Here is a 3,999-nt window from a genome sequence, read left to right as displayed (position 1 = left end):
GCCCCTGCCCGACCCGACCCGACCCGACCCGGTCCGGAGACCTCGTTTCTGCTGGTTTCTGCTGGGGCCAGCAGAAACTCCTCTTCCGGGGTCGCGCTCGGCGCGTGGTCCCGGTGCTCGGTCGGGGTCGCGCGTCGCGCGGTGTCCCTCGGAGCGACAGCCCACGCGGGTGCGGGGGTCGCGCTCAGCGCGTGGTCCCCGTCTTCCGGGGTCGCGCTCGGCGCGTGGTCCCGGTGCTCGGTCGGGGTCGCGCGTCGCGCGGTGTCCCTCGGAGCGGTCGTGGGCTCGGTGGGGGCGTTGTCCGCCTGGGTGGCGGGTCGCCGGGTGTGGGGGCGTGCGGCGGTGTCCGCCTGGGTGACGGGTCGCCAGGTCTCGGGGAGCGGGAAGTTCTTCGACCTGAGGTAGTCGAGGGTCGCCTCCCCGTACAGCGGCACCCGCGGCGGCGCGGCAGGGGTGGGCTGCTTGGGCCTCGGAAGGTCCGAGATCTCGCTGTTGCACTTGAAGCACGCGACGACGAGATCGTCCGGGGACTTGGCTGGCGTGCCAGGGTCGAGGTGGTGGTACGTGCCGCGACGGTTGCCGCGGCGCTGAGCCCAGTTCACGACCACGCCGCAGTACCGGCAGCCGTCCCCGTCGCGCAGCTTCACGGGGCCGACGAGGTCGGGGTTCGCGATGTCTCGCTTCCGCTCCCGCTCCCAGTCCTGCTCGGCCCTCGAGCGGATGTGCAGGAAGTCGGGGTCGTTGATGAGCTGCCACCACTGGCTCTTCCCGCGACCGTGGCGGGTCAGCAGCCCGGCTTCCTCTGCCTGGGTGAGCAGCACGTCGTGGCGGCCGTTGCCCATCAGCGTTGCGGTGCCCAGGTCGATCCGACCGTCGGTGCGGTGACCGGCCGACTGCATCGCGCAGCGGAGGACGAAGCCGGCGACCTCGTTGAGCGTCGACGGCTCCGCGCCGCGGACCGCCACGAGGGCCATGACCGCGGGGTGGGTGGCGCCGTTGTCACCGGCGCGGAGCCAAGACACGAGCAGGTACCTCCGGGCTGAGGGAAGGGGACAGGGACTGGACAGCGCGTACCGGCATGCGGCCGGTTAGCGCGCACGCCGATCACCCGTCGTCGGAGCGCTCGAGCAGGGCCGGGGCACTCATCGGATCACCCACTCGATCAGCCCGGCGATCGCGTAGAACGCCGTGAAGTAGCCGGCCATCACGACGAGTAGCAGGACCGTCTCGGCCCAGACCTCGGGGTCGCGCACCCCTCGGAGCATCTGGACGAGGGATCGGCCCATCTCGCGCAGGAAGTCGCTCATCGGTCGCACGCTCCTTCGGGTAGGTGAGCCAGCACGATGACCGGGTAGTCCAGCCTTTCCGCGTTCCAGATCGCGTGGCTGTCTCCACCACACTCGTCGCATTCGCCGCCCCATCCGATCTCGGAGCTCCACGGGTCCCCGAGTACAGCACTGGCGGCTTCGGCGTAGGGGCCTGAGAGCATGGCGAGGAAGGTGCGACCAGCGTTATCAACCCCGGCCACTTGGGGATTTTCCCCGGATTCGTTGATGCGATCGAGAAGTCCATAAAGCGCGTCGTAGTCGTTAAGCGTTGAAATCTTCATCGGTCGCACGCTTCCCTTCCGAGTCCCAGCTGTCCTTGCTGCTGAGGCGCAGGATCCGCACCGGGCTCGCAGCACGTCGGGCACTCGCTCTCCTTGCCCGGGACGCGGGTGATGATCCCGCTGCCCATGACGTCGCCCGTCGACGCCATGTGGTCGTGGCGATCCGGCTCGGGGCCGCACGGGTAGGGCTTGATCCGCTCGACGGGGACGCCGTAGTGGTCGGCCCGGTCGTACACCCAGCCCCCGTCGTCGACGAGGCGGGACTCCGCCCACTTCCATGCGGCATCCCCCGCCATCCCCTGGAGGAGCGCGTCGGCGAGGAGAGCCCTGCGCTGGGCGGCGATCAGGCGGGCCACGCGGCAGTTCGTAGCCTCCTTCGCCCATGCGTCCGTCTTCCACGGAGCTTCGAACCACCCGGTCTCGGTGATTTCGAGGCCGATCGCCTGTGCGTAGAGGTAGGGCACCTCGACAGCCAGAGGACGGACCTCGAACTCGCCGGGGTGCGGGTAGAGCTCGTGGGCGTAGCGGCGCTTCGTGCGCATCACGACTCACACCCCATCCCCTTGTCCGGTCCGTTCTGGTCGAGGAGGTCGCGGGCCTCGACGTACACGTCGAGGAGCGCCTCGGCAGCGGCGCGGAGCCTGTTCTTGGTGTCGATGAGGGCGTCGAACCGGTCGGGGTTGCCCGGCCCGACAGTCATCGCGGCGTCCCACAGCTGGGTCTCGAGCTGCTCGGCGCTGATGAGCCCGCCGCTCACGACTGCTGCTCCGGTGACGCGGGGTCGAGGACGACAGGGCCCTTGACGGTGATCTCGGTGAGGGCGGCGGTCTTCCACGTGACCTGGGTCGACCCGTGGACGCCAGCAGCGAACGCGACCTCGACGAATGCGGCGAGGTCGGACAGGGTCAGGCTGCCGCCCTGGGCGCGGTTGGTCGTGGGGGTCGCGCTGATGGTGATGTTGACGCCGTTCATCACTGGTCGCCGTCCTCGTCGGTGTCGGGGGTGGGGAGGTTGCCGTTCTCGTCGAGGCCGTGGTGCTCGCGCTCGAGGTCGGTCCAGGCGTGTCCGGCGCGGTTGAGGGCGTCCACGTAGATGAGGTGCTCGTACCCATCTCCCGGCCAGGGGTTAGCGCGGAGGAGCCACAGGGCGACGGCAGCGCGGTCGGGCCCGAGGCCGACGAGCGCTTCGGACACGGCCGCATCGCGGTCGTCATGGTCGAGGTCCGGGTCCAGGTCGAGGACGGTCGAGGTGGAGGTCCATGCGTCTCGCCCGTCGAAGATGGACAGCCCGTGGAAGCTCCGCTCGCCGACCTCGTCGGTGGCGAGTGCCTCGGACAGGAGGAGGTGGGTGTCGACGTCGGGCGCGAGGAGGTAGTCGCGCAGGTGCTTGGCGGCGACGGTCATGTCGGACTCGAGCCGGGCCTCGCGCTCGGCGCGGGCGGACGCGGCAGCCAGGTCTTCGTCGGACCCGGTGATCGTGTCCCCGCTGGGGCTTTGGCTGGACTCGGCGGGCTCGATGCGCTTGGCGAGGACGAGCCGGTCCGACGACGTCCGGGCGATGACCCACCGGTCGTGGCTGCCCTCGTTGTCGATGATGAGCTGCGCGGTGCGGCGCACGCCGTCCGGGTCGTAGGTGTACGGGATCTGGCCGTGGATGAGCCACTCGCGGCGCGCGATCGCGTCGGGTCCTTCGAGCTGGTCCTCGTTGACCTTCTCCCAGCCGGCGTCGAGGAGGTCCTTCTCGAGCTTCTCGAAGTCCTTCCGCCGCTGCGTCTCGCGCTTCGCCCACTGGCACCTGGCGTCGAAGTTCGGCGTGCCCAGGTGCGCGAGGAGCTCGTCGTGGTGCTCGGCGTCGACGTCGAGGACCGCGAGCGCGTCGGTGATGGTGGCTTGGCCGGTGTGGACGAGGTCGCGGGCGGTGTCGGGGAGCTTGTGGAGTTTGAGGCGGTCGCGGACGCGGCGGCGGGGGAGGCCGGTGCGGGCTGCGATGGTGGGTTGGGTCTCGCCGAGGTCGAGGAGGAGCTGGAAGGCCTCGGCTTCCTCGATGGGGGAGAGGTCGGCGCGGTGCTGGTTCTCGACGATCATCGTCTCGACCTGCTGGGCGCGGGTGGTGAGGTCGGCGCGGACGATCGCGGGGACCTCGGTGAGGCCGGCCTCGCGGGCGGCGGCGGTGCGGCGGTGGCCTGCGAGGAGGACCAGCGCGTCCGGGTCGAGGTCGCCGGTGGTGGTGTCGGTCGGGGGGTGGGCGACGACGATGGGCTCGAGGAGTCCCTTCTCGCGGATGCTGGCCGCGAGGTCGGTGACGTCGCCGACGTCGCGTCGGGGGTTGTCCGGGTGGGGGTGGACGTCGTCGAGGCGGATGACCCGGAACGCGTCGGCGACGTCACCGAC

General features: G+C 70.6%; 6 protein-coding genes and 1 pseudogene. All 7 read right to left on the bottom strand.

The window, feature by feature from the left end; translation table 11 throughout:
• Positions 1-1,022, bottom strand: a pseudogene (locus DAA34_RS11925) (hypothetical protein); the annotation flags it as partial.
• 120 nt (positions 1,023-1,142) lie between these two features.
• A complete protein-coding gene (locus DAA34_RS12205; protein ID WP_158707745.1) occupies positions 1,143-1,307 on the bottom strand; it encodes a hypothetical protein in 165 nt (54 codons plus the stop codon).
• Positions 1,304-1,609: a hypothetical protein gene (locus DAA34_RS12200; RefSeq protein WP_158707744.1), complete on the bottom strand. Its 306-nt coding sequence runs from the start codon at positions 1,607-1,609 to the stop codon at positions 1,304-1,306. The genes DAA34_RS12205 and DAA34_RS12200 overlap by 4 nt, the downstream gene beginning before the upstream one ends.
• On the bottom strand, positions 1,606-2,151 hold the full coding sequence (locus tag DAA34_RS11920; RefSeq protein ID WP_158707743.1) for a hypothetical protein: 546 nt from the start codon (positions 2,149-2,151) through the stop codon (positions 1,606-1,608). Before DAA34_RS11920 ends, DAA34_RS12200 begins: the two co-directional genes overlap by 4 nt.
• Complete coding sequence (locus DAA34_RS11915) at positions 2,151-2,366, bottom strand: hypothetical protein (protein ID WP_106820179.1); 216 nt, start codon at positions 2,364-2,366, stop codon at positions 2,151-2,153. The genes DAA34_RS11920 and DAA34_RS11915 overlap by 1 nt, the downstream gene beginning before the upstream one ends.
• On the bottom strand, positions 2,363-2,581 hold the full coding sequence (locus tag DAA34_RS11910) for a hypothetical protein (protein ID WP_158707742.1): 219 nt from the start codon (positions 2,579-2,581) through the stop codon (positions 2,363-2,365). The genes DAA34_RS11915 and DAA34_RS11910 overlap by 4 nt, the downstream gene beginning before the upstream one ends.
• Positions 2,581-3,999, bottom strand: a 1,419-nt coding sequence (locus DAA34_RS11905) for a ParB/RepB/Spo0J family partition protein (protein WP_158707741.1), incomplete at its 5' end; no start/stop codon positions are given. The genes DAA34_RS11905 and DAA34_RS11910, both read right to left, overlap by 1 nt.

The sequence above is a fragment of the Janibacter massiliensis genome, assembly GCF_900289115.1.
GTDB lineage: Bacteria > Actinomycetota > Actinomycetes > Actinomycetales > Dermatophilaceae > Janibacter_A > Janibacter_A massiliensis.
This window is presented reverse-complemented; position numbering and strand designations above follow the sequence as displayed.

What these genes read in the sequence shown, in the direction of transcription:
- DAA34_RS11910 (WP_158707742.1), bottom strand. Translation starts at nt 2,581, where the DNA reads ATGAACGGCGTCAACATCACCATCAGCGCGACCCCCACGACCAACCGC.
- DAA34_RS12200 (WP_158707744.1), bottom strand. Translation starts at nt 1,609, where the DNA reads ATGAAGATTTCAACGCTTAACGACTACGACGCGCTTTATGGACTTCTC.
- DAA34_RS12205 (WP_158707745.1), bottom strand. Translation starts at nt 1,307, where the DNA reads ATGAGCGACTTCCTGCGCGAGATGGGCCGATCCCTCGTCCAGATGCTC.
- DAA34_RS11920 (WP_158707743.1), bottom strand. Translation starts at nt 2,151, where the DNA reads ATGCGCACGAAGCGCCGCTACGCCCACGAGCTCTACCCGCACCCCGGC.